Annotated in this window: 23 protein-coding genes and 1 pseudogene; 9 read left to right on the top strand and 15 right to left on the bottom strand. The window is 70.0% G+C overall.

The window, feature by feature from the left end:
* Positions 1 to 121 precede the first annotated feature (121 nt).
* On the bottom strand, positions 122 to 1,051 hold the full coding sequence (locus tag G6N45_RS17975; protein ID WP_163723482.1) for an LLM class F420-dependent oxidoreductase: 930 nt from the start codon (positions 1,049 to 1,051) through the stop codon (positions 122 to 124).
* A 142-nt stretch (positions 1,052 to 1,193) separates the two neighbouring features.
* On the bottom strand, positions 1,194 to 1,865 hold the full coding sequence (locus G6N45_RS17970) for an SDR family oxidoreductase (protein WP_163723481.1): 672 nt from the start codon (positions 1,863 to 1,865) through the stop codon (positions 1,194 to 1,196).
* A gap of 308 nt (positions 1,866 to 2,173) precedes the next feature.
* Between G6N45_RS17970 and G6N45_RS17965 the strand changes: the two genes are divergently transcribed.
* Positions 2,174 to 3,220: an APA family fibronectin-binding glycoprotein gene (locus tag G6N45_RS17965; protein WP_163723480.1), complete on the top strand. Its 1,047-nt coding sequence runs from the start codon at positions 2,174 to 2,176 to the stop codon at positions 3,218 to 3,220.
* A gap of 123 nt (positions 3,221 to 3,343) precedes the next feature.
* A complete protein-coding gene (locus G6N45_RS17960; protein WP_163723479.1) occupies positions 3,344 to 3,649 on the top strand; it encodes a GlsB/YeaQ/YmgE family stress response membrane protein in 306 nt (101 codons plus the stop codon).
* Between the two features lie 7 nt (positions 3,650 to 3,656).
* On the opposite strand, the gene G6N45_RS17955 is transcribed toward G6N45_RS17960, so the two are convergent.
* Positions 3,657 to 4,511, bottom strand: coding sequence for an SDR family NAD(P)-dependent oxidoreductase (locus G6N45_RS17955; RefSeq protein WP_163723478.1), 855 nt, complete (start codon positions 4,509 to 4,511; stop codon positions 3,657 to 3,659).
* A 63-nt stretch (positions 4,512 to 4,574) separates the two neighbouring features.
* Between G6N45_RS17955 and G6N45_RS17950 the strand changes: the two genes are divergently transcribed.
* The gene (locus tag G6N45_RS17950; protein ID WP_163723477.1) at positions 4,575 to 5,165 is read left to right on the top strand and encodes a TetR/AcrR family transcriptional regulator; all 591 of its coding nucleotides are present in this window, start codon (positions 4,575 to 4,577) and stop codon (positions 5,163 to 5,165) included.
* Here G6N45_RS17950 and G6N45_RS17945 read toward each other — a convergent pair.
* Positions 5,158 to 5,919 carry a CPBP family intramembrane glutamic endopeptidase gene (locus tag G6N45_RS17945; protein ID WP_163723476.1) on the bottom strand — a complete coding sequence of 254 codons (762 nt, stop codon included), beginning with the start codon at positions 5,917 to 5,919 and terminating at the stop codon, positions 5,158 to 5,160. The genes G6N45_RS17950 and G6N45_RS17945 overlap by 8 nt on opposite strands.
* Before the next feature lie 42 nt (positions 5,920 to 5,961).
* Positions 5,962 to 8,433 (bottom strand): phosphoketolase family protein, encoded by a 2,472-nt coding sequence (locus G6N45_RS17940; RefSeq protein ID WP_163723475.1) that lies wholly within the window; start codon positions 8,431 to 8,433, stop codon positions 5,962 to 5,964.
* A gap of 101 nt (positions 8,434 to 8,534) precedes the next feature.
* Between G6N45_RS17940 and G6N45_RS17935 the strand changes: the two genes are divergently transcribed.
* Entirely contained in the window at positions 8,535 to 10,892 is a 2,358-nt protein-coding gene (locus tag G6N45_RS17935; RefSeq protein WP_163723474.1) for a CaiB/BaiF CoA-transferase family protein, read from the top strand.
* A 6-nt stretch (positions 10,893 to 10,898) separates the two neighbouring features.
* Positions 10,899 to 12,374 carry an acetyl-CoA acetyltransferase gene (locus G6N45_RS17930; RefSeq protein WP_163723473.1) on the top strand — a complete coding sequence of 492 codons (1,476 nt, stop codon included), beginning with the start codon at positions 10,899 to 10,901 and terminating at the stop codon, positions 12,372 to 12,374.
* On the opposite strand, the gene G6N45_RS17925 is transcribed toward G6N45_RS17930, so the two are convergent.
* On the bottom strand, positions 12,375 to 13,370 hold the full coding sequence (locus G6N45_RS17925) for a malate dehydrogenase (protein WP_163723472.1): 996 nt from the start codon (positions 13,368 to 13,370) through the stop codon (positions 12,375 to 12,377). It lies immediately after the preceding gene.
* A gap of 10 nt (positions 13,371 to 13,380) precedes the next feature.
* Positions 13,381 to 13,971, bottom strand: coding sequence for a hypothetical protein (locus G6N45_RS17920; protein WP_163728619.1), 591 nt, complete (start codon positions 13,969 to 13,971; stop codon positions 13,381 to 13,383).
* An 86-nt stretch (positions 13,972 to 14,057) separates the two neighbouring features.
* Here G6N45_RS17920 and G6N45_RS17915 point away from each other — a divergent pair, with 86 nt between their 5' ends.
* Complete coding sequence (locus tag G6N45_RS17915; RefSeq protein WP_163723471.1) at positions 14,058 to 14,624, top strand: Rv1733c family protein; 567 nt, start codon at positions 14,058 to 14,060, stop codon at positions 14,622 to 14,624.
* Between the two features lie 10 nt (positions 14,625 to 14,634).
* Here G6N45_RS17915 and G6N45_RS17910 read toward each other — a convergent pair whose 3' ends face one another.
* From G6N45_RS17910 to lon, 3 genes are all read right to left on the bottom strand, one after another.
* Positions 14,635 to 15,267: an HhH-GDP family DNA glycosylase gene (locus tag G6N45_RS17910; RefSeq protein WP_057147108.1), complete on the bottom strand. Its 633-nt coding sequence runs from the start codon at positions 15,265 to 15,267 to the stop codon at positions 14,635 to 14,637.
* A gap of 35 nt (positions 15,268 to 15,302) precedes the next feature.
* Entirely contained in the window at positions 15,303 to 15,635 is a 333-nt protein-coding gene (locus tag G6N45_RS17905; protein ID WP_163723470.1) for a TfoX/Sxy family protein, read from the bottom strand.
* 114 nt (positions 15,636 to 15,749) lie between these two features.
* Positions 15,750 to 18,092 carry an endopeptidase La gene (gene lon / locus G6N45_RS17900; RefSeq protein ID WP_163723469.1) on the bottom strand — a complete coding sequence of 781 codons (2,343 nt, stop codon included), beginning with the start codon at positions 18,090 to 18,092 and terminating at the stop codon, positions 15,750 to 15,752.
* Between the two features lie 114 nt (positions 18,093 to 18,206).
* Between lon and G6N45_RS17895 the strand changes: the two genes are divergently transcribed.
* Both G6N45_RS17895 and G6N45_RS17890 read left to right on the top strand, forming a co-directional pair.
* Positions 18,207 to 18,947: an SDR family oxidoreductase gene (locus tag G6N45_RS17895; RefSeq protein WP_163723468.1), complete on the top strand. Its 741-nt coding sequence runs from the start codon at positions 18,207 to 18,209 to the stop codon at positions 18,945 to 18,947.
* A gap of 82 nt (positions 18,948 to 19,029) precedes the next feature.
* Complete coding sequence (locus G6N45_RS17890) at positions 19,030 to 20,307, top strand: ATP-binding protein (RefSeq protein ID WP_163723467.1); 1,278 nt, start codon at positions 19,030 to 19,032, stop codon at positions 20,305 to 20,307.
* A 255-nt stretch (positions 20,308 to 20,562) separates the two neighbouring features.
* On the opposite strand, the gene G6N45_RS17885 is transcribed toward G6N45_RS17890, so the two are convergent.
* A complete protein-coding gene (locus G6N45_RS17885) occupies positions 20,563 to 21,558 on the bottom strand; it encodes an esterase family protein (protein WP_057147083.1) in 996 nt (331 codons plus the stop codon).
* Between the two features lie 190 nt (positions 21,559 to 21,748).
* Between G6N45_RS17885 and G6N45_RS17880 the strand changes: the two genes are divergently transcribed.
* Positions 21,749 to 22,180 (top strand): DUF1810 domain-containing protein, encoded by a 432-nt coding sequence (locus G6N45_RS17880; protein WP_163723466.1) that lies wholly within the window; start codon positions 21,749 to 21,751, stop codon positions 22,178 to 22,180.
* A 47-nt stretch (positions 22,181 to 22,227) separates the two neighbouring features.
* Here G6N45_RS17880 and G6N45_RS17875 read toward each other — a convergent pair whose 3' ends face one another.
* The 4 genes and pseudogenes from G6N45_RS17875 to G6N45_RS17860 all read right to left on the bottom strand — a co-directional run.
* Positions 22,228 to 23,541, bottom strand: coding sequence for an alpha-amylase family protein (locus tag G6N45_RS17875; protein ID WP_163723465.1), 1,314 nt, complete (start codon positions 23,539 to 23,541; stop codon positions 22,228 to 22,230).
* Positions 23,538 to 24,017, bottom strand: a complete 480-nt coding sequence (locus G6N45_RS17870) for a nucleoside deaminase (protein WP_163723464.1) — start codon at positions 24,015 to 24,017, stop codon at positions 23,538 to 23,540. The genes G6N45_RS17875 and G6N45_RS17870 overlap by 4 nt, the downstream gene beginning before the upstream one ends.
* A 9-nt stretch (positions 24,018 to 24,026) precedes the next feature.
* On the bottom strand, positions 24,027 to 25,703 hold the full coding sequence (locus G6N45_RS17865) for a tetratricopeptide repeat protein (RefSeq protein ID WP_163723463.1): 1,677 nt from the start codon (positions 25,701 to 25,703) through the stop codon (positions 24,027 to 24,029).
* A pseudogene (locus G6N45_RS17860) lies at positions 25,630 to 26,098 on the bottom strand (hypothetical protein); the annotation flags it as partial. The gene G6N45_RS17865 and the pseudogene G6N45_RS17860, both read right to left, overlap by 74 nt.
* Positions 26,099 to 26,155 lie beyond the last annotated feature (57 nt).

The raw sequence follows: 26,155 nt of genomic DNA, 5'->3' as shown, positions 1-26,155 counted from the left end.
GCTACTCCTGTGCACGGTGCTCTCGGGTGTCCTTGCCGGAACTTCTTTACCCATTCAGAACAACCAGAACCTTAGCGGCCGCGCTTCCGGGCGGCGCGGTGAGATGCCCCACCGCGCCGACTCACCCCGTGACCAGCGGCTTGAGTGCCTCGCCAAGGGCAGCGATCTGGCCCGGCTGGTAGCCGACGGTCTGGGTCGGGACGAACAGGATCACCCCGTCGATGCCTGCGTCGAGCACCTTGGTCTGGATCTGCTCGGCCACGTCGTCGACGCTGCCTGCGACCATCCGCTGCCGGAAGTCCTCCGGGATCATGTCCGGGGTCACGCCGTCGCCGACGACCGCGCCGATGAGCATGCTGGTCTCCAGCGCCGCGGGGTCGCGGTCGATCTCCTCGCAGCGCTGCTTGACGACGTCCACCTTGCGGGCCAGCTCGTCGAAACCGGCGATCACGTTGAGGTGGTCGAAGTGCCTGGCCGCAAGCGGAATGGTCTTCTTCTCGCCGCTACCGCCGATCATCAGCGGAATGTGGTCGCGGAAGCGGGGATTGGCCAGCGCCTCCTGCGTGCGGTAGTGCTTGCCGGTGACGGTGGGGCGCTCACCCGCGAGCATCGGCAGGATGATCTGCAGCGCTTCGCCGAGCTTCTCGAAGCGATCGGTGAAGGTGCCGAACTCGTAGCCGAGTTGGTCGTGCTCGAGCTCGAACCACCCGGTGCCGATGCCCAGGATCGCGCGGCCGGCGCTGATCACGTCGAGCGTGGTGATCGCCTTCGCCAGCAGCGTGGGGTTGCGGTAGGTGTTGCCGGTGACCAGGGTGCCCAGCTGCACGGTGTCGGTCGCGGCGGCCAGTGCGCCGAGCGCGGTGTACGCCTCGAGCATCGGCTGGTCGTAGGTGCCGATCCCCGGCAGTTGGTAGAAGTGGTCCATCAGGAACACGGAGTCGAAGCCGGAGCTGTCGGCTTCTTTCGCCTGAGCGACGACGGTGGGGAACAGTTCCCCGACGCCGGTTCCGTACGAGAAGTTGTTGATCTGAAGCCCGAGTCGAATCGTCACGGGACCGACCCTACGCACTGCGCGGCGGCCGTCGTCCGCCGTTTCACTCGGCGCGAAGCGCGGAATAAACCGTGCCCGTTCGCCGTTGCGGCGGCTCGCGCCTCGCCGCTTGATCGTCGTCCTCAGCGCTTGATCGTCGTCCTCAGCCGAAGTTGGCGAGCGCACCGTGGCTGACGTGCAGGGTCTGCCCGGTGATGTGCCGGGCCGCGGGCGTCGTCAGGAACAGCGACAGCCGGGCGATCTCCGCGCTCACCGACGGCGAGGTGGTGCCGAGGCCTTCGTAGCCGGGCTCGGCCCCGCGTCCCATGGCCACCGCGTTGACGGTGATCCCGCGGATGCCGAAGTAGTGCGCCTGCCCGGCCGTCCAGTCCGAAACCGCGGCCTTGACCGCCGCTGCGGCGCTGCCTTCTCGCAGTGCGTCGCCGATGACCGTGACGATCGAGCCACCCGAGCGCAGCTGATCGCCGAGGACCTGCACGGCGAGCACGGCCGAGAGCAGACCGGCGTCGAAGAGTCCGCGCCATTCGGCGGCGTGGTCGGCGAGCGTGTAGGCCCGCGGGTCACCGCCGTTCCAGGTGGGTGCGGGCACGTTGATCACGGTGTCGAGGTACGCCGGGAACTGATCCTGCGCCGCCGCGATCGACGCCGGATCGGCCATGTCGACGACGATGGCGTCCGCGTCCAGTTCCTTGGCCAGCACCTCCAGGTCGTCGCGGTGACGTCCCGCGACGATCACCCGGTGCCCGGCGTGGCTGAAGTTCTCGGCGATCGCGCGCCCCAGGTCGGTGTCGCATCCCGTGATCAAGACATCCATCATCGGCCTCCTGTTGTGTTCGGCGCTGAACCCCAGCGAGTCGGGCCCATGTTACTGGACGGTAGCTAGCCGCCGGACACTGACGCGCCGCGCGCGGTAACGACTCGGGCCCGCACCGCGATCAACCCATCGTCGACGCTGCACGGCGTCGGCGCCGCACCCCGCGCCACGCGCGGGGCGCTCGGCATGCCAGCAACCATGCAAATCTGTCTGACGTGTATATATGCCCAGATTAGCAATGTCACAATTTGGCACATTCACAGCTACTCACACTTGCGTCACGGCTGTAACACGGTAGTTTCTTCCCCATGCATGAGCGAGACGTGCCTTCCCCCCGCCGCAGGAGCCTGCCGACCTCGGTCGGGCTGGTCGCCCTCACCGGCGCCACCGTGGCCGCGCTGACGTTCCCCGCCGTGGCGGGGGCCCAGCCGGCACCTGCGCCGGCGCCCGCGCCGCCCCCGACGGCACAGGACGCGCCGCCCCCTGCGGCGCCGCCGCCCCCGGCCGATCCCAACGCTCCGGTTCCGCCTCCCGCCGACCCGAATGCGCCGCCGCCTCCCGCCGACCCGAATGCGCCGCCGCCGCCTCCCGCCGACCCGAACGCGCCGCCGCCCCCGCCGGCACCGCCTGCGGATCCCGCCGCGCCCGCGCCCGCGCCTGCGCCGGCCCCCGAGCCGGGACGGGTCGACAACGCCGCCGGCGGGTTCAGCTACGTCGTGCCCGCGGGTTGGAAGGTGGCCGACGCCGCCCAGCTCTCCTACGGCCAGGCGCTGCTGAACAAGCTGCCGCCGGCGGGATCACCGCCGGACGCGCAGGCGCCCAACGACACCAGCGTGCTGCTCGGCCGTCTCGACCTGAAGCTGTTCGCCGGCGCCGAGACCGACAACACGAAGGCGGCTCAGCGCCTGGCGTCGGACATGGGTGAATTCTTCATGCCGTTCCCGGGCACCCGGATCAACCAGCAGACGGTTCCGCTCAACGCCAACGGCATGACCGGCGTCGCGTCGTCCTACGAGGTGAAGTTCACCGACACCAACAAGCCGAACGGCCAGATCTGGGCCGGAGTGGTCGGTGCGCCGACCGCACCGGGAACCCCGCGCGGGCAACGGGCTCCCGAGCGCTGGTTCGTCGTCTGGCTCGGCACCGCGACCAACCCGATCCCGCAGAACGAAGCGGTGACGCTGGCCAACTCGATCCGGCCCTGGACGCCGCCTCCTCCGCCGCCGCCCGCGCCGGGCGACCCGAACGCCGCTCCGCCGCCGGCCGATCCCAACGCGCCGCCGCCGCGGCCGGCCGTGGGTGTGCCGGTTCCGGTCGATCCGAACGCGGCCCCGGGGATGCTGCCGCCCGCCTGACCGATGATTCGCGTGTGATCGTTTCCGATTGCATGGCCGAACCGTTACCTTCGCCCGCTATATCTGGGTGAGGGCCTGGGCGCGGCTGCTCCGGGCCTGGCTGGCAACAGGCAGGAGATCCTCATGGAGATCATGGCGGCAACCGAATTTCTCGCCCGTTCGTCGACGCAGACGAGCGTGGGCTGGATCGGTTACATCATCATCGGCGCGATCGCCGGCTGGATTGCCGGGAAGATCGTCAAGGGGTCCGGCTCGGGCATCCTGATGAACATCGTCATCGGCGTCATCGGCGCACTGATCGGCGGCTTCCTGCTGAGCTTCTTCCTCGACACCGCCGGGGGAGGGTGGTGGTTCACGCTGTTCACCGCGATCCTCGGTGCGGTGATCCTGCTGTGGATCGTCGGCATGGTGCAGAAGCGCAGGGTTTAGCTCACGCTCACCGCACGACGGTGGCGCCGCCGTCGAGCCGGATCTGCTGACCGGTCATGAACCGCGACTCGTCGGCCAGCAGGTAGAGCACGGCGTAGCCGGTCTCCCACGCGGTGGCACGCCCCATCTTGAGCCGGACGGTGTCACGGTAGACCTCGTCGACCTCGGTCGGGTCGAGGCCGAACAGTGACTGTGCGTCGTGAGTACCCAGCGTCGAATCGATCGGCCCGAGCATCAGCGTGTTCGCCCGGATGCCGGCGCCGGCGAACTGCACCGCGGTCAGCTCGGTGATGTGGTTCAGCCCGCACTTGCCCAGCGTGTACGGCATGATCCCGATGTTCAGCCCGATCTCGTTCTTGATGCTGGCGATCGACGAGATGTTGACGATGCTGCCCGTCGTATCGCCGTCGTTGCGTTGCATGGCCTGCGCGCCGTGGAGATTGCAGTAGTAGCAGCCGAGCAGGTTGACGTCGATGCCGTGGTGGAAGTCGGTGCGCGCCATGGTGTTCGTCGCGATGTCGAAAGGCGGGTTGATCGCCACGCTGTACACCATGCCGTCGACGCGCCCACTGCGCTCCACCGCGACGTCGAAGATCCGGCGGCAGTCCTGTTCCTCGGAGACGTCGGCCTCGAGCGCATAGGCGAGGCCACCCTCGGCGGTGATCGCGTCGACGGTCTGGGCGGCGCTGCCCGGGTCGATGTCGACGACCACGACCTCGGCACCGTGGCGCGCCGCGACGATGGCGCTGGCCCGGCCGTTGCCGATCTTGGGTCCGGACATCTGCCCTCCGCCCACGACGACCACGACCTTGCCGGACAGGTCGAAGGGGGTCCGGCGGCTCTTGCCGAAGTCGACGGGCATGAGACATTCCTTCTCTCTCAGCATGCGGATTCCTGACCAAACGTACAGGAGTAACCTGTACGGATGGTCAGCCGTAGGAACAACGGTGGTGCCGCCGACGACGGATCGACCCGTGCGCGCCTCATGGATGTCGCGATCGAACTCTTCAGGAAGCACAGTGTCGCGGCGACGTCGCTGCAGATGATCTCCGATGAGCTCGGCTTCACGAAATCGGCCATCTACCACCATTTCCGGACGCGCGACGACCTTCTGGGCGCGATCATCGAACCACTCATCGAACGGGTCGCCGAGTTGACCGAGCACGCCGCGTCGCAACGCACCCCGCGGTCACGTGCGGACCGCATGCTCACCGGGTACGCCGCGCTCGCGGTGGCCAACCGCGACCTGTTCCCGGTGTTCAGCGGCGACCCGGCCGTCGTCGACTTCCTGCGCGCCCGGCCGGAGTGGGCGGCGATCGTGCGACGCCAGATCGACCTTCTCGCCGGCGCCGACCCCGGCCCACGAGGTCAGGTGAAGGCGGCGATCGTCATGGCCGGGATCGCCGGCGCGGTGGGCCTGCCCTTCGACGGCCTCGACGACGACGCGCTGCGCGCGGAATTGATCGCCGGTGGTCGCCGCATGCTGGGACTGCGCGCCGGGCGGACGCTCAGCTGAGGTGCCACACCAGGGCCGCGGCGAGAGCGCCCAGCCCGTTGAGCGACCAGTGCAGTGCGATCGGCGCGATCAGACTGCCGCTGCGGCGGCGCAGCCAGGTGAACACGAAGCCGGCCGCGGCGGTCGCGAGGACGGCGCCGACGACGCCGGCGACCATGCCGAAGACCCCTCCGCCGAGGACCCGGGTGAAGCCGACGTTGCCCGCTGTGAGCCCGAGCGACGACGCGATGTGCCACAGCCCGAACAGCAGCGAACCCGCCGCCGCGACGCCGCGGAAGCCCCAGGCGCGGTCCAGCGCGCCGTGCAGGACTCCGCGGAACGCGAGCTCTTCGGGAATGACGGTCTGCAGCGGGATGATGATCATCGAGGCCACCAGGGCGCCGGACAGCGTCGCGTAGTGGTCGTTGAGGAACATCGGCCGGGTCCAGGGCAGCAGCGCCCCAATCGCGATTACGATGCCGACCAGACCCACGGCGCCCAGCGCGTAGCCGGCGCCCGAGCGCCAGTGCTCGCGGCCCAGCCCCAGCTCCGACCAGCCCAGCCCGCGGGAGCGCACCAGCGCGACCAGCACGACCGCGGCAACCGGGACCACCGCGACGTTGGCCCACGGCGTCGTGAAATGGGCGAGCAGGTTGGTCAGCGCCAGCACGACGACGACGACCGCGACGTCGACGTAGGTGCGGAAATGGTGCAGCGCCGCCAACTGCCCCACCAGCGGGTGGGGCTCGTCGGAAATGACGCTGACGTCAGACATAACCGCTCCAGGGTACCGAACGGAAACGGAGGCCCTGCTCAGCTACTCGTTGTCGCCGCCGGTGTCGGCGGCGGCGTCGGCGGCACCGACACCGAACCCGGACTCCCGGGCGGCGGGCCACACCCAGTCCTTGACCTCACCGATGTCGTCACCGTGGGCGCGGGTGTACTCGCGGGCGGCGATGCGCTTGTCGGCCATCTGCTGGCGCAGCGTGGCGCACCGGGAGCCCAGTGACGGAACGCGGTCGATGACGTCCATCACCAGGTGGTAGCGGTCGAGGTCGTTGAGCATCACCATGTCGAACGGCGTCGTCGTGGTGCCCTCCTCCTTGTAGCCGCGCACGTGCAGGTTGGCGTGACCGGTGCGCCGGTAGGTCAGCCGGTGGATCAGCCAGGGGTAGCCGTGGTAGGCGAAGATGATCGGCCTGTCCGTGGTGAAGATCATGTCGAAGTTCCGGCTGGACAGCCCGTGCGGATGTTCGGTGTCGTCCTGTAGCCGCATCAGGTCCACCACGTTGACGAACCGCACCTTCAGGTCGGGCAGGTGCCGGCGCAGGATGTCCGCGGCCGCGAGCGCCTCCAGCGTCGGGATGTCGCCCGCCGAGGCCAGCACGACGTCGGGATCGGTGCCGAGCACCTCACTGCCGGCCCACTCCCAGATGCCGAGGCCGCGCGTGCAGTGCGCGATCGCCTGCTCCATGGTCAGGAAGTTCGGGGAGGGCTGCTTGCCGGAGACCACGACGTTGACGTACTGGCGCGAGCGCAGGCAGTGGTCGTAGGTGGACAGCAGCGTGTTGGCGTCCGGTGGCAGGTAGACCCGCACCACGTGGGCGCTCTTGTTGACGACGTGGTCGATGAACCCGGGATCCTGATGGGAGAACCCGTTGTGGTCCTGGCGCCAGACATGGCTGGACAGAAGGTAGTTCAGGCTCGAGATGGGACGCCGCCACGGGATCTCGTCGGTGACCTTCAGCCACTTGGCGTGCTGGTTGAGCATCGAGTCGACGATGTGGATGAACGCCTCGTAGCAGTTGAACAGCCCGTGCCTGCCGGTCAACAGGTAGCCCTCGAGCCAGCCCTGGCACTGGTGCTCGGAGAGCATCTCGACCACGCGCCCCACCCGGGCCAGGTGCTCGTCGACCTCGGGACCGACCAGATCGGCGTTCCACTGCTTGTCGGTGGCGTCGTAGACGGCCTGCAACCGGTTCGAGGCGGTCTCGTCGGGACCGAAGATGCGGAAGTTGTCGGGATTGAGGCGGATCACCTCGGTCAGCCACTGGCCGAGGACGCGGGTGGCCTCGGCGACCGTTGCGCCGGGGGCGGGCACGTCCACCCCGAAGGACCGGAAGTCGGGCAGGCGCAGATCCTTGAGCAGGAGCCCGCCGTTGGTGTGCGGGTTGTCGCTCATCCGCAGCGGACCCTTCGGCGCGAGCGCCGCGATTTCGTCGTGCAGCCTGCCGTCCTCGTCGAACAGCTCGTCGGCGCGGTAGGAGGCCAGCCAGTCGCCGAGCACCGCGAGGTGCTCCCGCGTGTCGCGGGCACTGGCCAGGGGCACTTGGTGGGCGCGCCAGGATCCGGTGGTCTTCTTGCCGTCGATGGTGGCCGGCCCGGTCCACCCCTTCGGGGTCCGGAACACGATCATCGGCCAGGACGGCCGCGAGTCGTCGCCGTCGGCGGCGCGGGACTTGATGGCGGCGATCTCGTCGAGGACGTCGTCGAGCAGGGTCGCGAACCGGCGGTGCGCGTCCGCATGATCCTCTGCGGACTGATCGTCGGGCACCTCGAAGAAGTACGGCGTGTGTCCGTAGCCGACCATCAGACTGCGCAGTTCGTCCTCGGGGATCCGCGCCAGCACGGTCGGGTTCGCGATCTTGTAGCCGTTGAGGTGCAGGATCGGCAGCACCACGCCGTCGTGGGCGGGATTGGCCAGCTTGTTGGAGTGCCAGCTGGTGGCCAGCGGCCCGGTCTCCGCCTCACCGTCGCCGACCACCGCGGCGACCAGGAGGTCGGGATTGTCGAACGCGGCGCCGTAGGCGTGCGACAGCACGTAGCCGAGCTCACCGCCTTCGTGGATCGACCCCGGCGTCTCGGGGGCGACGTGAGACGGGATGCCGCCGGGGAAGGAGAACTGACGGAACAGCCGGCGCATGCCCTCGGCGTCGGGCGTGATGTCCGGGTAGACCTCGCTGTAGGTGCCGTCGAGGTAGGCGCTGGCCACCAGACCGGGTCCGCCGTGGCCGGGGCCCGTCAGATAGATCGTCGACTGTCCGCGTTCGGCGATGACCCGGTTCAGGTGGGCGTAGAGGAAGTTCAGGCCCGGCGTGGTGCCCCAGTGCCCGAGCAGCCGCGGCTTGACGTCGTCACGGACCAGGGGGGTGCGCAGCAACGGATTGTCGAGCAGATAGATCTGGCCCACCGAGAGATAGTTGGCGGCCCGCCACCACCGGTCCAGCCGATCGACCATCGCGTCGCTCAGCGGCTGTCGTTCCACGGTCGTCCACGCAGCAGTCGTCATCGCCCTCATCCAACCCGGCTCCGGTACACCGTCAACCCGTACCCGATGACCGGGGCGTTAATCTTTCGCGAGCGGTCATCACAGAAGGGCGGACATCAGCGATGGGCGAGGCTGGCTTGCTGACGTCCGTGCGCGTGCTCGATCTGTCCGTTGGTGACGCGGATGCCGTGGGCCGCATCCTGGCCGACCTGGGCGCCGACGTCTGCAAGATCGAGCCGCCCGGCGGCAGCCCGGCCCGTCTCGCGGCGCCGACCGTCGCCGACGCCAGCATCGGGTTCGCGCTCGACAACGCCGACAAGCGCTGTGCAATTCTCGATCCGGCCGATGACGGCGACCGGCGCCGGCTGCTCGAACTCGCCGCCACCGCGGACATCGTCATCGACAGCGGAAACCCCAGCGGGGCAGCGCCTTTCGGAACGTCGTGCGCCGAGCTGGCCGACCGGCACCCCCACCTGGTCACGCTGTCGGTCACCGACTTCGGACTGGAGGGTCCGCGCGCGTCGTGGCGCGCCACCGACGCGGTCTTCTACGCGATGTCCTCGGCACTCTCGCGCACCGGGCCGTCGACCGGAACGCCGATCCTGCCACCGCCGGGAGTGGCCTCGGCGACCGCGGCGGTGCAGGCGGCGTGGGCGGTACTGATCGCCTACTTTGACAGGCTCCGTTGCGGCACAGGCGATTTCATCGATTTCTCCCGGTTCGAGGCGGTGGTGCAGGCCCTCGATCCGCCGTACGGCTCCGAGGGGCAGGCCGCGGTCGGGCTGAAGCAGCCGGCTCAGCTGTGGCGCGGCCGCCCCCGCAACCAGCAGATCTACCCGGTCTTCGGGTGCCGCGACGGGCACGTGCGCATCTGCCTGCTCTCGCCGCGCCAGTGGCGGGGGATGCGGGCATGGCTGGGTGAACCGGAACGGTTCGCGGGCCCGGAGTTCGACACCATCGCCGCGCGCTACGCCGCGTCGGCGGAACTCAACGCAGCGATCGGGGCCCTGTTCGCGCCGCAGACGATGGACAGCCTCGTCGCGCAGGGCCAGGAACGGGGGGTGCCGATCGCGGCGGTCCGAACCCCGCGGGAGGCGTTGTCGGCTGAGCACTTCCGCGACGTGGGAGCGATCGCCGAGGCGCCGCTCACCCCGCAGGCGCGCATCGCGATTCCGGTTGGGCCGTTCGTCGTCGACGGCGAGCATCACGGGTTCCGCAGTCCCGCAGCTGAACCCGGCTCCGGTGAGGCCGCGTGGCCGCAGCCCGCGGCACCGGCACCGACCTCGGTGCCGCCCGGTGCGGCACGCCCGCTGGAGGGCCTGCGCATCCTCGATCTCGGGGTGATCGTCGCCGGCGGCGAACTGGGGCGGTTGTTCGCCGACCTCGGCGCGGAGGTCATCAAGATCGAGAGCGCCGCGTATCCCGATGGGCTGCGCCAGAGCCCGCCCGGCCGGCTGATGAGCCGGTCGTGGGCGCTGACGCACCGCAACGAGTACAGCCTCGGTCTGGATCTGCGCCACCCGCGCGGCGCGGACCTGTTCGCCCGTCTGGTCGCCGACGCCGACGCGGTGTTCGCCAACTTCAAGCCCGGCACGCTGGCCTCTCTCGGCTTCTCCTACGAGCGACTGCGCGAAGTGAACCCGGACATCGTGCTGGCCGAGAGCAGCGCCTACGGCGACCGCGGGCTCTGGAGCGCCCAGATGGGATACGGCCCGCTGGTGCGGGCGTGCACCGGCATCACCCACCTGTGGACCTCGCCCGACGCCCCGCCCGGCGCGTTCTTCGACGCGACGACGATCTTCCCCGACCACGTGGTGGGCAGGCTGACCGCGATCGCCGCGCTGGCCGCCCTGATCCGCCGCGACCGGCAGGGCTGCGGCGCGCACGTGCACATCTCCCAGGCCGAGGCGGCGATCAACCAGCTCGCCGACCGTTACGTCGTCGAATCTGCCCGCGCAGCAGGGCTTCCCGTTGTCGACGACGACGCCGTGCACGCGGTGTGCCCGTGCGCCGGGGAGGACGAATGGTGTGTCGTCTCGGTGCGCGGCCCCGCGGACCGCGACACCCTGGCCGCGGTGATGGGTTCTCCCGGTCTGCCCGCCGACCGGGCCGGACTGATCGCCGCCGTCGGGGCCTGGACGTCCGTGCGCGACAAGGACGACGTCGCCGGCCTGCTGCAGCGCCACGGAGTGCCGGCAGCGCCGATGCAACGCGCGGCGGACGTGCCGGCCGACCCGCAGGTCGTCTTCCGGGAACTGTTCACCGAGATGGTGCATCCGCTGCTGGACAAGCCGATTCCAGCCGAGACCGCACCGGCCCGGTACCGTCGGATTGCCCGCGCGCCGCTGCGCCCGGCTCCGATGCCCGGCGAGCACACCCGCGACCTCTGCAGGCGGGTGCTCGGTCTCGACGACGCCCGGATCCACGAACTCATCGCCGACGGCGCGCTGTTCGCCGACGACACCCCCCAGGAAGGTTGAGCATCCATGCCCCTCGATCCCCGCACACCGGTTCTCGTCGGCTACGGCCAGGTCAACCAGCACACCGAGAATCCCGAAGCAGAACCCGTCGACCTGATGGTCGCCGCCGCCCGCGAGGCCGCCGATCCGCGGGTGCTCGAGGCGGTCGACGCGGTACGGGTGGTCAACCTGCTGTCGTGGCGCTACCGCGATCCGGGTCTGCTTCTGGCGCAACGTCTTCGCGCCGACAAGGCGGTGACCCGCTACACCGGGATCGGCGGCAACGTCCCGCAGACATTGGTGAACCAGGCATGCCTGGACATCCAGCAGGGCAGGGCGGACCTCGTGCTGATCGCCGGCGCGGAGACCTGGCGCACGAAGACGAAGATGCGCGCCGCAGGCACGAAGGCGAACTGGACGAAGCAGGACGAGTCCGTGCCGTTGGCGCCCGGCTCCGACGAGACCATGCCGATGGCCGGGCCCGGCGACCTGAAGATCCACCTCGACCGTCCGGCCTATGTGTACCCGATGTTCGAGCAGGCGGTGCGCATCGCCGCGGGGGAGAGCAGCCAGGTTCACCGGCAACGCATCGGCGAACTGTGGGCGCAGTTCTCGCGGGTGGCCGCGGGCAACCCGCACGCGTGGAACCGGGAGACCTACAGCCCCGAACAGATCTACCAACCGTCGGCCGACAACAGGATGATCAGCTGGCCGTACACGAAGCTGATGAACTCCAACAACATGGTGGATCAGGGTGCGGTGCTGATCCTGGCCTCGGCCGAGAAGGCCACCTATCTGCAGATCCCCACGGAGCGTTGGGTGTTCCCGTACGCCGGCACCGACGCCCACGACACGTACGCGATCGGGGAGCGGGCCGAGTTCCACACCTCGCCGGCGATCAGGATCGCCGGCCGGCGCGTCCTCGAACTCGCCGACACCGGTGTCGACGACCTCGACCTGATCGACGTGTACTCCTGCTTCCCGTCGGCCGTGCAGGTCGCCGCGCGTGAGCTCGGTCTGCCGCTCGGCGATCCCGCGCGGCCGCTGACGGTGACCGGCGGGCTGACCTTCGCCGGCGGGCCCTGGAACAACTACGTCACCCACTCCATCGCGACGATGGCCGAGCACCTCGCCGTGCGGCCGGGTACCCGCGGGCTGGTCACCGCCAACGGCGGCTACCTGACCAAGCACAGCATGGGGGTCTACGGGACGGAGCCGCCGCTGCACGAATTCCGTTGGGAGGACGTGCAAGACGCCGTCGACCGGGAGCCCACCCGCACCGAACTCGTGGACTGGAGCGGGGTGGGCAGGGTCGAATCGTGGACGACGCCGGTCGGGCGCGACGGCGAACCCGAGAAGGCGTTCCTCGCGGTGCGCACGCCCGAGGACGCCCGGGTGTTGGCCGTGATCACCGGCACCGACGCGGCGGAGACCACGATCGCCGACGACATCGCCGGCGCGGCGGTGCGGGTGCATCCCGATGGCACCGCGACGCTGGAGTGACTACAGCAGACCGAGTGCTGCCACCGCGTCGCGTTCGGCGCGCAGCTCGGCGACCGACGCGTCGATCCTGGCCCGGGAGAACGGGTTGATGTCGAGGCCCTCGACGATCTCCCACCGGCCGTCGATCGAGCGGCACGGGAACGAGCACACCAGCCCCTCGTCGACGCCGTAGGCGCCGGGGGACGGCAACGCCACCGACGTCCAGTCGCCGTCGGGGGTGCCGTGGATCCAGTCGTCGACGTGGTCGATCGCGCCGTTGGCGGCCGATGCGGCCGAGCTGGCGCCGCGCGCCTCGATGATCGCGGTGCCGCGCCGCGCCACGGTCGGAATGAATTCGTCGGTGAGCCAACGGGTGTCCGCGGCGTAGTCCGCGCCGGCACGGCCGCCGACGATCGAGTGGAAGATGTCGGGGTACTGGGTGGGTGAGTGGTTGCCCCAGATCGCCATCCGGGTGATCTCGGTGACGGGCACCGCGGCGTGCCGGGCCATCGCGGCCACCGCCCGGTTGTGGTCGAGCCGGGTCAGCGCGGTGAACCGGTCTCTCGGGATGTCGGGGGCGTGCGCCGCGGTGACGAGCGCGTTGGTGTTGGCCGGGTTACCGACGACGAGCACGCGGACCTCGGGTCCCGCGCCGGCGTTCAGCGCCCGGCCCGCCGTCGCGAAGATCGCGGCGTTGGCGCCGAGCAGGTCGGCCCGCTCCATGCCCTTGGTGCGCGGTCTGGCGCCGACCAGCAACGCGACGTCGACGCCGTCGAACGCCCGCACCGGGTCGTCGAAGATCTCGGTGCCTGCCAACAGCGGGAAGGCGCCGTCGTCGAGTTCCATCACCACGCCCTCGGCGGCGCGGACCGCGTCGGGCAGCTCGAGCAGGCGCAGCTGCACCGAGGTGTCGTGGCCGAGCATCGCGCCCGCGGCGATGCGGAACAGCGCGGCGTAGCCGATCTGGCCGGCGGCTCCGGTGACGGTGACGGTGACCGGGGTTCGCGCAGATGTCATGGGCACGAGCCTAGGGAGCGTCGGCGGGCACGTCGGTGTAGGCCGTCGAGTAGCCCTCGGCCGAGAACGTGAAGCCCTTGCCGGAGAGCTCCGACAGGCACGAGATGCCGGTCGCCTCCTGGACATTGCAGCGGAAGCCGGCGACGGCGAGGATCCGGTTGAACGGCAGCTCCGGCGGGTCGGCGACCGCCGATGCGGGCAGCGCGGCGAACTGAGGGTCGCCGCTGCGGTCCACCAGGATCGCGGTCGGCGCGACGGTCTCGCCCTCGGGTCCGGGCACCTCGTCGGGGGCTCCGGTGACGCCGAGCGCCGAGGCGGAGCCACCTGCCTTGCCACAGCTGGCCCGGGTGCGCGGCACGATCACGCACTGCCAGCGGCCGCTGGGCGTGGTGAAGGCGTAGCCGGTCGCGCCGTCGATCGGTGTGGCATAGCCGAAGGCGTTGGCCAGATGGGCGTTGCTGGGCCGGGTCGAGGTCGGGGCCGCCGCAGGCGCGGGGGCCCGGCTGGTCGGCTCCTCGGTGTTGACCACGGTCGGTCCACCGCAGCCGGACAGCAACAGCCCGAGCAGCGCCGTCGCACAGAGTGAGGGAATCGCACGCATAACGGTGTTCCAGCCTGCCGCAGGTCCCACGGTGCGGAACATCCGGGGCATGTTTGACACCCCCCTGCAGCGTGTATGGGGGCGTCGTGAGTTCTGTGATGGCGTGGCTGCGCTGGCGCTGGACGCAGCTGAAGGCGCGAAGCCCGCTGGTCCGCGGAACCGATCGCGTCGAGGCAGCGGGCCTGGTGGCCGCGATCGCGATCTCGGCGGCCATGCTGATCCTCGGCAGCGTCGTCGGCGCCGGTGTGCAGGACAGCCGCATGGCCGACTACCGGGCACACCTGGCGGTCCGGCATCAGATCACGGCGACGGTGGTCGGGACGTCGCCGGTACGGGCGCGCTCGTCGGCGACGTCGGTTCAGACGGTGTGGCGCACCGGTATCGAGGAGCACACGGGCACGGTGATCTCCACGCGCCCCATCGGCGTGGGGGACCGCATCGCGGTCTGGGTGAATGACAGCCGATCGGAGATCGTGACGCCGATGAGTGCGTGGCAGGTGTCGGTCGACGCGCTCGGCGCCGCGCTGGCGGTGTGGCTGGCAGGGACCGCCTGCGCACTGGGGCTGTTCGCGCTGCTGCGGATGGGTCTGCGGCGCAGCCGCTTTCGTCAATGGGAACGTGCCTGGAGCCAGCTGCGCGCACCTACCGCGTGACGGCTGATCGTCAGCGCGTGATCGCCTCGCGCACGTCGCGGTCGAGCGAGGCCCGCACCAGCGCCGCGGCCAGCGGAGCGCACGTCGAGCCTGCGAGTCGCCCGAGTTCGTCCGGGTCCCCGGGCAGACCGAGGTCCCCGGCGGCGGCGATCGCCCGGGAGTCGAAGTGGGGTCGCACCCACGTCCACACGTCCTGCACCTCCCGCAGGAAGATGTCCGCACCGGTGTCACCGATGCCGGTGAACTCCTCGAGCAGGCGCTTCGCGGTCGCGGGGTCGTGCTCGGCGCGTGCGGCCAGGCCACGCAGGTCGCCGCCGTACTCGTCGCGGACCGCGGTGGCGATGTCGACCAGCCGGGTGGCTGAACTCTCGTCGTAGCGGGCGTAGCCGGCGCGCCCGAACGCCTCGATCATCGTCTGCCGCTTGGCGTCGAGGACCGCGTCGGGGGTGCGCAGCTTCTCGCCGAAGATCTCCTGCGCCGCGCGCACCGCGATGTTCGCGTCGATCGGCTTACTGGCGAGCATGCACAGCACCAGCAGCTCGAACAGCGGCATGGGTTTGTCGGCGAGCCGGATGCCGGCCTGCTCGGCGTAGGTCGTGCCGGCCTCGTCGAGCAGGCGGCGCACGACGTCGTTTCTGCTCATGGCCATGGACTACCCGCTCTTCGGGCCGAGAATCGCTACTTGGCGGGCAGCGTGCCAGCCTGCTCCACGCCGCGGCGCACCCAGGTCTGCAGCTGGCGGGTGTTCGCCAGCCCGTCGACCGACACCCTCACCCATCCCCGCGTCTGGCGGCCGGCCATGATCATCGGCTCGACATGGTCGAGGTCGAGCAGCCGCTCGGTCTCCTCGGGTGGCACCCGCACCATCAGACCGCCGTGACCGCTGACGCACACCGACATATTGCCGTCGACGAGGAACGCCAACCCACCGAACATCGGCTTCTCGTCGACGCCACGCTCGCCTGCGATCAGTTCGCGCACCCGGTCGGCGAGGTCGGTGTCGTAGGCCATGCCGCTACGGTAACGCCGGCGAGCATGGGTCACCTTTCTTCGCCGAGAAGACACGAACTCGCACGGAATCGCGAGATTCCGTGCGAGTCCGCGTCTGCTCGCGCCATGGGGTTGTCAGGCGGCGGCGGTCACCGCCTCGGCCGCCGGCTCCAGGGCCAGCGCGACGATCTGCGCCACGTCGGTCATCGGCCGGACCTCCAGCGCCTCGAGCACGTCGGCCGGGACGTCGTCCAGGTCGGGCTCGTTGCGCTGCGGGATGAACACGCATCCCAGACCGGCCCGCTGGGCGGCCAGCAGCTTCTGCTTGACCCCGCCGATCGGCAGCACCCGGCCGTTCAGCGTGACCTCCCCGGTCATGCCGACGTCACCGCGCACCTGACGTCCCGTGGCCATTGACACCAGCGCCGTGACCATCGTGACGCCGGCCGACGGGCCGTCCTTGGGCACCGCGCCCGCGGGCACGTGCACGTGGATCTGGCGGTCCAGCGCCTTGGGGTCGACCCCGAGCTGTTCGGCGTGGGCCCGCACGTAGGACAGCGCGATCTGCGCCGACTCCTTCATCACGTCACCCAGCTGTCCGGTCAGGGTCAAGGTCGACTCACCGGCCTCCGTTGATCCGTTCGCGCCGGCCTCGATGTAGAGCACGTCGCCGCCCAGGCCGGTGACGGCCAGCCCGGTTGCCACGCCCGGCACCGCGGTGCGTTCGTCGGACTCCGGCATGAACCGCGGACGGCCCAGGTACTCCACCAGATCCGGCTCGTCGATCGTGATCGGCGACGGGTCGGCGTCCAGCTTCGTGGTGACCTTGCGCAGCGCCTTGGCCAGCAGTCGCTCGAACTGGCGAACACCCGGTTCGCGGGTGTAGTCCGCGGCGATCTTACGCAGCGCCGCATCGGTGACCGTGACCTCGTCGGCGGTGAGCGCCGCGCGCTCGGCCTGGCGGGGCAACAGGTAATCCCTGGCGATCGCCACCTTGTCGTCGGCGGTGTAGCCGTCGATGGTGACCAGCTCCATGCGGTCCAGCAGCGCCGACGGAATGTTCTCGATGACGTTGGCCGTCGCCAGGAACACCACATCGGACAGGTCGAGATCCAGATCGAGGTAATGGTCGCGGAACGTGTGGTTCTGCGCCGGGTCGAGTACCTCGAGCAGCGCCGCCGACGGATCGCCGCGGTAGTCGGAGCCCACCTTGTCGATCTCGTCCAGCAGCACAACGGGATTCATCGATCCTGCCTCGCCGATGGCCCGCACGATGCGGCCGGGCAGCGCGCCCACGTAGGTGCGCCGGTGGCCCCGGATCTCGGCCTCGTCGCGCACCCCGCCCAGCGCGACCCGCACGAACGTGCGGCCCAGCGCGCGGGCGACGGACTCGCCGAGGGACGTCTTGCCGACCCCGGGGGGACCGGCCAGCACCATCACCGCACCGGACCCGCGGCCGCCGACGACGGCCATGCCGCGCTGGGAGCGCCGGGCCCGCACGGCCAGGTACTCCACGATGCGGTCCTTGACGTCCTCGAGGCCGTGGTGGTCGGCGTCGAGAATCTCCCGGGCCGCCTTCAGGTCCGTCGAGTCCTCGGTGGTGACGTTCCACGGCAGGTCCAGGACGGTGTCCAGCCAGGTGCGGATCCAACCGCCCTCGGGGCTCTGCTCGCTGGACCGCTCCAGCTTGCCGACCTCGCGCAGCGCGGCCTCGCGGACCTTGTCGGGCAGATCCGCGGCCTCGACGCGGGCGCGGTAGTCGTCCGAGGAGCCGGCGCCGTGCTCATCGGATTCACCGAGTTCCTTGCGGATCGCCGAAAGCTGCTGGCGCAGCAGGAATTCCTTCTGCTGCTTGTCCATGCCGGCCCGCACGTCCTCGGCGATCTTGTCGTTGACCTCGACCTCGGCGAGATGCTCGCTGGTCCAGTCGATCAGCCACCGCAGCCGCGCCGCCACGTCCTCGGTCTCCAGCAGCTCACGCTTCTGGACGTCGGACAGGTACGACGCATAGCCGGCGGTGTCGGCCAGCGCCGACGGATCGGTGATCTTGTTGACCACGTCGACGATCTGCCACGCCTCGCGGCGCTGCAGCATCGCCAGCAGCAGCTTCTTGTATTCGGCGGCCAGCGAGCGCGTCTCGTCGGTGATCGCGGGCTCGGCCACCTCGTCGACCGAGACCCACAGGGCCGCGCCGGGACCGGTGGCCCCGGTACCGATGTGGGCGCGCGTCTCGCCGCGCACAACCGCGGCCGCACCGCCGCCGGGCACGCGGCCGACCTGCACGATCGAGGCGAGCACGCCGTAGGTGGGGTAGCGGTCGTCCAGCCGCGGCGCGATCAGCAGCTTGCCTGACTCGCTGGCTTGAGCGGCGTCGACGGCAGCGCGGGCGGCGTCGTCGAGTTCGATCGGCACGACCATTCCGGGCAGCACGATCGGCTCGGTGACGAAAAGAACCGGCACTTGCAGAGCTTCAGGCATCAATCCTCCAAAGTTGAACCTGATGCGCTCAACCCTGCGGGGGCGTGCTTTTGTTCCCCGCGGCGATTCGGCCGACAGCGGAATAGCCGCCCCCGGTGCCGGGTCGTACCCACCATGAGCACAGACCCGATCACCGGCGAGGTCGTCGCGATCACCGGAGCGAGCAGTGGCATCGGCGCGGCGGCGGCACGACTGCTGGCCGCCCGCGGCGCGCGCGTGGTGCTGGGCGCCCGCCGCACCGACCGCCTCGACGCCCTCGCCGACGAGATGGGCACCGCCGAGGTGGCCACCGTCGCCACGGACGTCACTGTCGCCGAGGATCTCGCGCGGCTCGTCGGCACCGCGGTCGAGCGGTTCGGCCGCCTCGATGTGCTGGTCTCCAACGCGGGGATCAGCGCGATCGGGCCGCTCGAGGACGCCGACGTGGCCGGCTGGGACGCGATGATCGACGTCAACCTTCGCGGGGTGCTGCACGGCATCGCCGCCGCGATGCCGGTGTTCCGCCGTCAGGGCCGCGGCCACTTCGTGACGACGGTGTCGACGGCCGGGTTGAAGATCGTCCCGACGATGGGGGTCTACGCGGCGACGAAGAACGCCGTGCGCACCATGATGGAGGCGCTGCGGCAGGAGTCGACGGACGGCGTGGTGCGCACGACATCGATCTCGCCGGGGTACGTCAAGACCGAACTCGACGGGTCCGTCACCGATGACGCACTGCGGGAGCGGATACGTGCCGACATGGATGCGTTCGGCCTGTCGGCGGACGCGGTGGCCCGGGCGATCGCGTTCGCGATCGAGCAGCCCCACGACGTGGAGATCGGGGATCTGACTATTCGTCCCACCCGGCAGGGCTGACGCGCGGGGGAGACGCGGATCCCCCGCCGGCACCACCCCGGGGGCGATGCCGACCGGCCGCCCGTGCCGGTACAACTCCGGCATGCCCCCTTGGCGTTTACGCGATTTCCACGACGACGACCTCGACCAGGCGATCTCGGTCTGGGATCAGAGCCGCGAACCCGGCGAGGCGCCACCGGCGTTCCCGGTGTCCGAAGTGGTGTCGGCCGCACGGTCCGGCCAGCCCGCGGTGGTTGCGGTGGTCGGGGATCAGCTGGTCGGGATGGCGGTGGCCCACATCGCCGATGACAGGGCCTGGGTCTCGATGGTGGCGCTGTCCAACCGCTGGCGCAACCGCGGCATCGGCAGCGCGCTGCTCGCCGAACTGGAGCTGCGACTGCGCGGCCTCGGCGCGCGCCGCATCAGCGTGCTGTTGCCCAGCGATGCGACAGGTGCTACCGCCCTGCGCAATTCGGGCTACACCGAGCGGGCCGACCTGCGGTACTTCGAGAAGGTCGACCACGTCGGCGCGTCGGACACCGGGCTGCTGACCGCGCTGGGCGGCCGGCTCATGGGCCAGGGGCTGTGGCAGGACATGGCCGGCATGGAGACCGAGAAGCGGATGATCGAGCGCCGTATCGTCGCTCCGCTGGCGCAGCCCGACCTGGCCGCACGCTACGGCGTGTCGCCGCCGAAGGCGGTCATCCTGTTCGGTCCGCCGGGCACCGGGAAGACGAGCTTCGCCAAAGCCGTTGCCGGGCGGCTGGGTTGGCCGTTCGTGGAGATCTTCCCGTCGCGGCTGGCGGCGCCCGGCGTCGCGATGCCCGCCGCGCTGCGGGAGGTGTTCGCCGATCTGAACGAACTCGACGCGGCGGTGGTGTTCATCGACGAGGTGGAGGAGATCGCCGGCTCGCGGTCGGGTGTCCCGTCGGATCCCGCGCACGGGGTGACCAACGAACTGCTCAAGTTGATCCCGACGTTCCGTCAGCACGACGAGCGGCTGCTCATCTGCGCGACGAACTCGGTCAGCTCACTGGATTCGGCGTTCCTGCGTCCCGGCCGGTTCGACTACATCATCCCCGTCGGACCGCCCGATGAGGCTGCGCGCAAGGCGATCTGGTTGCGGTATCTGAACGGCAACGCCGACAACGTCGAGGTCGACAAGCTCGTCGAGGCGTCGGACATGTTCACTCCCGCCGACATCGAGTTCGCCGCGCGCAAGGGCGCCCAGTGCGCGTTCGAGCGGGAGATCGAGTCGCGTCGCGGCGAACCGGCGTGCACCGACGACTATCTGGCGGCGATCGCCGAGACCCGCCCGACGCTCACCGAGGCGATGCTCGACGAGTTCAGCACCGACATCGAGGTCCGCACCCGGCTGTAGCGGACCGGTCAGGCCGCGGCGCCCTCGGGCCCGGTAGCGGTGGCGCACTGGCCGCAGTCCGCCGAGTCGATGTCGATGCTGCCGCAGCTGGTGCAGATGAAGGGGATCACGGGAGGCGAGATACCCCACCGCGGCGCCGATCGAAACGCGCCGCCGCGCCGTGTCACACAGTGGTCACGTTCGCAGAACGGTGACACACAGCAGAGAGCCTGCCGCTCGGGGGAAACGGCAGGCTCTCTGGGTGTGGGTGGGTGGCTAGGCGGAGGCCTGAGCTCCGAGCACCCGCTGGATGTCCGGCTTCATCTGCAGGAGCTGCTGTCCCCAGTAGCCCCAGCTGTGGGTGCCCTGCGCCGGGAAGTTGAAGACACCGTTGGTGCCGCCCGCCGCGATGTAGTTGTCCCGGAAGCTGATGTTGGTCCGCAAGGTGAAGCCCTCGAGGAACTGCGCCGCCATCAGGTTCTGTCCGGCCGTGCCCGAGTCGAGGTCCGACGGCGTACCGGTGCCGCAGTAGACCCAGATCCGGGTGTTGTTGGCCACCAGCTGGCTGATGTTGACCATCGGGTCGTTGCGCTTCCACGCCGGATCCGAGGACGGTCCCCACATGCTTTCGGCGTTGAAGCCGCCCGCATCGTTCATCGCCAACCCGATCAGCATCGGCCACCAACCCTCGGAGGGATTCAGGAACCCGGAAAGCGATGCGGCGTAGATGAACTGCTGCGGATGGTAGATGGCGTAGGTCATCGAGGCGCTGCCCGCCATCGACAGACCGACGACCGCGTTACCGGTCCGGGAGACGCCGCGGTTGGCCTCAAGCCATGCCGGCAGCTCCTGGGTCAGGAACGTCTCCCACTTGTAGGTGTAGTTCTGACCGTTGCCGCGCGAGGGCTGGTACCAGTCGGCGTAGAAGCTGGACTGACCGCCGACCGGCATGATCGTCGACAAGCCCGACTGGTAGTACCACTCGAAGGCAGGGGTGTTGATGTCCCAGCCGTTGTAATCGTCCTGCGCGCGCAACCCGTCGAGCAGGTACACCGCGTGCGGACCGCCACCCTGGAACTGGATCCGGATGTTGCGGTTCATCGCCGCGGAGAACACGTCCAGGTACTCGACCGGCAGACCGGGCCGGGAGAACGCGTTGGCAGTCGCCGATCCCCCGACGAAGCCGATCAGCCCGGGCAGCGCGGTGACTGCCAGGGCGACAGCCGCCATCCGGCGCACCCACCGACCTCGAAACTTCTCTTTCCACTTCATAACGGCAACCAACCCACCTTTCTGTTCAAGTCCCACATGTCGCGCAAACGTGCCGTCGTGTGCAGTCGTCATGCAACACGCTCCGATTGCCCGATCGGCTGTCCGACACAGCGATTCGCGGTCGCGGTTGGCTAACGATTACGACTCGGCGCAGTGATCAAGCCTCCCGCCTGCCAGACTCGACGGGGAGATGAGTACTTCCGCCGACGATCCCTTCGACCTCCAGCGCTTCGTCGACGCCCAGGCCGGCGTCTACCCGACGGTGCTGGCCGAACTGCGCGCCGGGGCCAAACGCAGCCACTGGATCTGGTTCGTATTCCCGCAGTTACGCGGGCTCGGCCACAGCGCCACTGCGCAGCGCTTCGGCCTGGGGTCCCTGGCCGAGGCGCAGGCCTATCTGGCGCATCCGGTGCTGGGACCGCGTCTGCAGGAGTGCGCCCGCCTGCTGGTCGCGCACCGCGGCCGCACCGCCCTTCAGATCCTCGGCTATCCCGACGATCTGAAGGTGCGTTCGTCGATGACGCTGTTCGCCCGCGCCGGCGGCGACCCGATCTTCACCGAGGTCCTCGACGCGTTCTACGACAGAGAACCCGATTCCGCGACGCTGCGGCTGCTGGGCTGAGTCAGCGTGGCGCTCAGGCTGGATTCAGCTAGGGGCTCAAGCCGGATTCAGCACGGGGCTATCACGAGCCAACCGTGCGGCGGCACCGTCGTCTCGACGATCCGCTCGGCCGGGGGCGCGCCCGAGCCGGCCACCACGTCGCCTGACTTGAAACCGAACTCGGTCAGTGCCACCGGCAGGGGTTCATCGCCGACGTTGAGTGCGACGACGAGCGTGTCCCCGGCCTCCGAGCCGCCCCGGGTGGCGTAGACGTATCCGTGGTTGGTCACCTGCAGCGGCGCCGTCCGCGCGGTGTGCAGCCAGGGGTGGCGGCGGCGCAGTCCGATCAGGTGCTGGTGGGCGCGGAACACCTGCTGCCCGTGCTCGCCGACTCCTTCGTGGGGAGAACCGAATTCGGGCCGCACCGCGTCGTCACCGCCGAAGCGCTCCTCTTTGACCCCGCGGTAGGCCACTTCGTCGCCCGCGTAGATGCTGGGGGTTCCCCCGGTGGTCAGCAGCACCACCAGCGCGTGCTCCACGTGGTCGGGATTGTCCAGCTTGCTGGCGATCCGGGTCACGTCGTGGTTGCCGATGAACGTCAAAGGCACGAACACGTCGAGAAACTCGTTGTGCCGCTTGAGCGCCCAATCGAGTTCGTGCAGGTTCGCGTCGTTGAGGCTGCTCCAGATCGCCTTCCACAGCTCGTACTGGGTGACGCTGTCGAACCCGGAGTCGCGGACCCGCGCCGAGTAGTCACCGTGGATGACCTCGCCGACGAACCACGCCTGCGGATGCCGTTCCCGCACCCGGGGCAACACCTGGGCCCAGAACCGGTCGGGCACCGCGTAGGCGGCGTCCAGCCGCCACCCGTCGGCGCCGCGTTGGAGCCAGTGGCACATCACGTCGACGACGTAGTCGACGACCTCCGGTTCGCGGTGGTTCAGCGCGATCAGGCCGCCGTGGCCCTCGAAGGTGGCGAATTCGTCGCCGCGCGCCCGGAACCAGGACCGGTCGCCGCCGGCGAGCGCATCGCGGTAGCGCGGGAAGTCGGTGCCCACATGGTTGAACACGCCGTCGAGCAGGATCCGCAGTCCGCGGCCGTGGGCTTCGGCGACGAGGTGGTCGAAGTCGCCGTCGTCACCGAGCCGGCCATCGACGCGGTAGTAGTCGGTGGTGTCGTAGCCGTGGGTCTGGGATGCGAAGACCGGGCCCAGCGCCAGGCCGGAGGCTCCGAGTTCCAGCGCGTAGTCCAGCCAGTCGACCAGGCGTCGCAGGCGGTGTTCCTCGGGGCCGGGGGGCGGATCGGCCGGGTGGGCGCCGACGAATCCCAGCGGATACACCTGCCACCACAGGGCGTGCTCGACCCAGTCCGGCTCACTCATCGTCGAAACGCCCTCTCGTACAACGCTTTCATGGTCTCGGTCAGTTCGGACGCCGGCCCGTCGACCGGGACACCCGGCGCGACCGTCGTGATCGGCAGCGCGGCCACGGGCGGTGCGGGCGCGTCCCAGTCGCGCAGCCACTGGGTCAGCTGGGCCGACGAGGCCGCGTACACGATGCGGCCCAGACCCACCCAGGCGTGCGCCGCCGCGCACATCGGGCAGTGCTCACCGGAGGTGTAGACCGTGGACGCGGCGCGCTGCTGCGGGCTCAGGTGCTCGACTGCCCACAGCGCGATCGCCAGCTCCGGATGACGGGTGGCGTCACCGGCCGCGACGTGGTTGTGATCCTCGAAGCGCACCACGCCGTCGGGGTCGACGAGCAGCGACCCGAACGGCTCGTCGCCGGCCTCCACCGCGTGACGGGCCAGCTCCGCGCAGCGTCTCAGGTACTCGACGTCGGCGGCGCGGACAGACACAGCGGCAGTCTACGCATCGAGCCGGCACGCGCAGGACGCGCGGATCGGCACGTCGGCGCGCGCGGCGGCCAGCGCCAACTGCCTGCCGATGATCTCGGCCTCGGCGGTTCGGCCCAGCCGCGTCAGGCACTCGTGGTAGCCGTGCAGGCTCCACACGTTGCCCGGGTGCTGGCACGACCGTGCCAGCGTCGGGTCCAGCCCGAGGTCGGCAGCGTAGACCTGCGCGGCGTCGGCGACGCGGCCCTGCTCGAGCAGCAGCGCACCGTAGGCGTGTCGGGTGGGCTGCATCCATCCCCACGGCTCGTCGTAGGGCAGCCCGTCGTCCAGCGCGATCGCGCGCCGCAGGTGCGCGAAGGCCTCCTCGAATTCACCTGCTCGATAAGCGATCTCACCGTCGAGCATCGCTTCGGCGACGGCGAGGATGTCCCGGCTGGTGTTGTTGAACAGGTAGCGGCTCTCCGGGATCCGCTCGTAGACTACGGCGAAGGCCGCCCGCTCGGCGCGGGCTTCGGCGAGCCGGCCGGTGGCGGCGTAGGCGACGCCGCGCCCGTAGTGGATGGTCGCCGTGGTGGTGCAGTAGAGCGCCGGATCCTCAGGCAGCGCGGTCGCGATCAGATCGTCCCAGCGACCGAACCGCACCAGCACGTGGACGCGCAGCGGCACGAACGCCTCCAGCCAGTCGGCCATCGGCGGTGAGGAGATGGCCAGCAGGTCGGGGGTCAGTTGCTCGGCGAGTTCGTCGGCGGCGCGCAGTGCGGTCGCCGAGTTGCCCTCGAACATCGCCGAGTACACCACGAAGTGCAGGTTGTGCGCGCGGTAGAGCGAGTAGAAGTTCAGCGGCCCGGACCGCTCGACGAAACTCCGATCCACCAGTACGGCAGCCACATTCGCGACGATCGAATCGTGGTAATTGCCGCACAGCACGTCGATGTGGCTGGGCATGTGCCGCAGATGCCCGGCGTCGGGGACCAGGCCGCGCAGCAGGTCGGCAGCCGGCAACGCCACTTCCGGCGTGGTCGACATCTCCATGGTGTGCAGATACAGGTGCAGGATGCCGGGGTGGGCTCGGCCGGCCGGGGTGGCCAGCGCGCCGTCGAGGATCGTCTTGGCCTCGAGCACCCGCGACCCGGGCGCCGGTTCACCGGTGCGGCTGTCCCAGAGCGCCCAGGCGGTGATGTTGACCAGCGCGTCGGCGGTCAGGGCCGCGACGTCGACGTCGTCGGGGAATTCCCGGGCCAGTGCGGTCATCGCGTCGGCGTAGGCGGTGTGGCCTGCCTGCAGCGCGTCGGTGTCGTCGGGATCGTCGGTGGAGAACCGCGCCGTCAGCGCGTCGACGAGGCCGCGTTCGAGCGCCGAGGCGCGCCCGCCTGCGGCAAGCGCGAGCTCGCTGCGTGCGCGGGCCACCGACGCCGCCAGGTCGACGGGATCGAAGGCCTCCCACGCCTTGTTGTAGTTCGGTCCGATCGCGTAGGCGATGCCCCAGCGGGCCAACGCGAAGTCGGGGTCGAGGTCGAGCGCGCGCTCGAAGCAGGCGATGGCCTCCTCGTGGTTGAAGGCGTAGGCCCACACCATGCCCCGGTCGAACCAGACCCGGGCGTCCTGCGATGGGCTGTCAGTCGGCCGATGGTAGGAGCCGAGGTCGTAGTACGGCTCGGTCTGCCCGACGACGCCCGGCGATCCGCTCATACCCGGCACGATAATTCAGCCGTGCGCCGGTGGCGAGGACAGCGAGCAGGCAGCCGGCGCCTGGCCCGTCGCCGCGCCGTGCCCGTCGAAGTAGGACACACTGCGCAGCAGCGACACCCCGGAGCCCTGCGGCACGATCGCGCTGAACGTGGAGTAGAAGTTCGACAGCAGCGGACGGCCGACCGGGCCCGCCGCGGCGGCGTTGCCGACCACGACGAGGAACAGCCCGAGCACCACCGACGCCGCGCTGCCGAACGCCGCCGCGACCCCGGTGACCGCGCCGCCGACCGCCATCGCGTAGAGCCACAGCGCCCCGAACACCTGCCACGGTGCCCGGTCAGCGCACCAAGCACCGGGTCGGCGTACACCGTCACCGTGCCGGCCGCGCACCCGCTCGGCACGCGGATCGGCGCTGCGCCCTCGTTCGGTCACTAGGGCAAGCGTAGGCAACT

The sequence above is a fragment of the Mycolicibacterium psychrotolerans genome, assembly GCF_010729305.1.
Lineage (GTDB): Bacteria > Actinomycetota > Actinomycetes > Mycobacteriales > Mycobacteriaceae > Mycobacterium > Mycobacterium psychrotolerans.
Note: the sequence above shows the minus strand (reverse complement) of the source record. Positions and strands in the feature narration are given on the sequence as shown.